The following is a 1500-nucleotide window of genomic DNA, read 5'->3' as shown; positions in this document are numbered from 1 at the left end:
CCCCCGGCCTGCCACCGAGGGATCCACCCCCGCCCGTTTCGGGCCGCCGATCGGAAGGAGAAGCCCTTGCAGGTCATCCGTGAGGGGATGCTGGCACACACCGTGCTGGTCCAGCGCCTGCTGGCGATCGACGAGGTCGGGCGCCTGTTCCCGCCTCACCGCAACACCGCGGCGGCGCTGGCCCGGGTGCCGGACAAGACCGTGGGGCGCTGGCTGTGGCAGGCCCGTGACGTCCCCGACGACCCGTCCCCCTGCACTCGCGCGGGGTGGTTCCTGAACGCTCCCGCCTGGGACGAGCCGGCCTGGGCCCGCATGGAGGCCCTGGTGACGGCTGACCACGGCCTGCGCTCCCGCCGGCAGCGGGGACCGCGCCCCACAGCGGACCTGAACGCACCGCTGTTCCGGGCCCGCCGCAGCCCCAGCGACGAACGAGGAGACCCCGGCCACAGTGCCGGGCCCGGAGTGGACCTGCTCGTGCCCGAAGCGGACGTGGTGCTGACCGAAGCACTCCACCGCACCGCCTCCGACCTCCGGCATATCGCCGCCGCCGGCGGAGTGATGTGCATGACCGGCGATGCGGGAGCCGGCAAGACCGTCGCCCTCCTACGCCCTCTCCCTCCTGCCCGCAGGACCCGCCGTACGCCGGATCCCGGTACCCGTGGGAGCGACAGTCGCCCACCTGCGCCACGCTGTCGCCGAGACGCTCGCCCTCACCGTGCGCTACGCCAATCGGCGAAGCGACACCGACCACAAGATCGCGGCGGCCCCTGCAGACACCGCACCTGCTGGTCCTCGACGACGCGCAGCGCCTGCCGCCGCCATGCCTGGAGTACCTGTGCCGCCTGGTCCAGGACCCCGATGCCCCAACCGCCCTGGTCCTGGCCGGAACAGCCGGCACCGAGGCCGTACGACGCGTTCCGCCCCCTGTGGGCACGGATACCGCCACGCGAACTCGCGCGAACCGACGACCGGGGAGCCCAAGGGAACTTCCGCACCTACGCCCAGCTCACCGCGCACATCATCGACACGGTCCTGACCGACCCGCTCGCCTGCTCCGGCAGCGCCCTGCTCGCCAGGGCCTGGTACCGCCTCAAGGGAGCATGAGCAGGTCCGCCCGGAACCCCGTCCACCGACGGTTGGAGCAGCCTCTGGTGACACCTCCTGCGCACGCCGCCGGGGACATCCCCGCACACCGGGCGCCTGGGCGCCGCTCGTCCAGTCATCCAAGCGAGTGACTGAATCACTTCTTGATGGAAAAATTCCATAGAAGATTGATAAGATACCTTGCATGACGCTCAGCACGCTGGAAACCCTGCGACTCACCGTAGCCGCACTGCGACAGCGCACCGCAGAAAGCCAACGGGAACTGGCAACCGCGCTCGGGCTGACCCAGGACAAGGTGTCCCGCCGTCAGTCCGGGGCGCAGCCGTGGTCGCTGGACGAGGTCGACGCCCTGGCCCGGCACTGGGGGATGGGCCCGCTGGACCTGCTCGCCGGCCC

General features: G+C 71.3%; 2 protein-coding genes. Both read left to right on the top strand.

The window, feature by feature from the left end; all coding sequences use genetic code 11:
- The first annotated feature begins 858 nt into the window (after window positions 1-858).
- Window positions 859-1104, top strand: coding sequence for a hypothetical protein (locus ACIQOV_RS41025; protein ID WP_401056186.1), 246 nt, complete (start codon window positions 859-861; stop codon window positions 1102-1104).
- A 184-nt stretch (window positions 1105-1288) separates the two neighbouring features.
- Window positions 1289-1500 (top strand): helix-turn-helix domain-containing protein (locus tag ACIQOV_RS41020; protein ID WP_401056184.1); only part of this gene is annotated, 212 nt, incomplete at its 3' end.

It is taken from the genome of Kitasatospora sp. NPDC091257 (assembly GCF_044757675.1).
Lineage (GTDB): Bacteria > Actinomycetota > Actinomycetes > Streptomycetales > Streptomycetaceae > Kitasatospora > Kitasatospora lactacystinica.
Note: the sequence above shows the minus strand (reverse complement) of the source record. Positions and strands in the feature narration are given on the sequence as shown.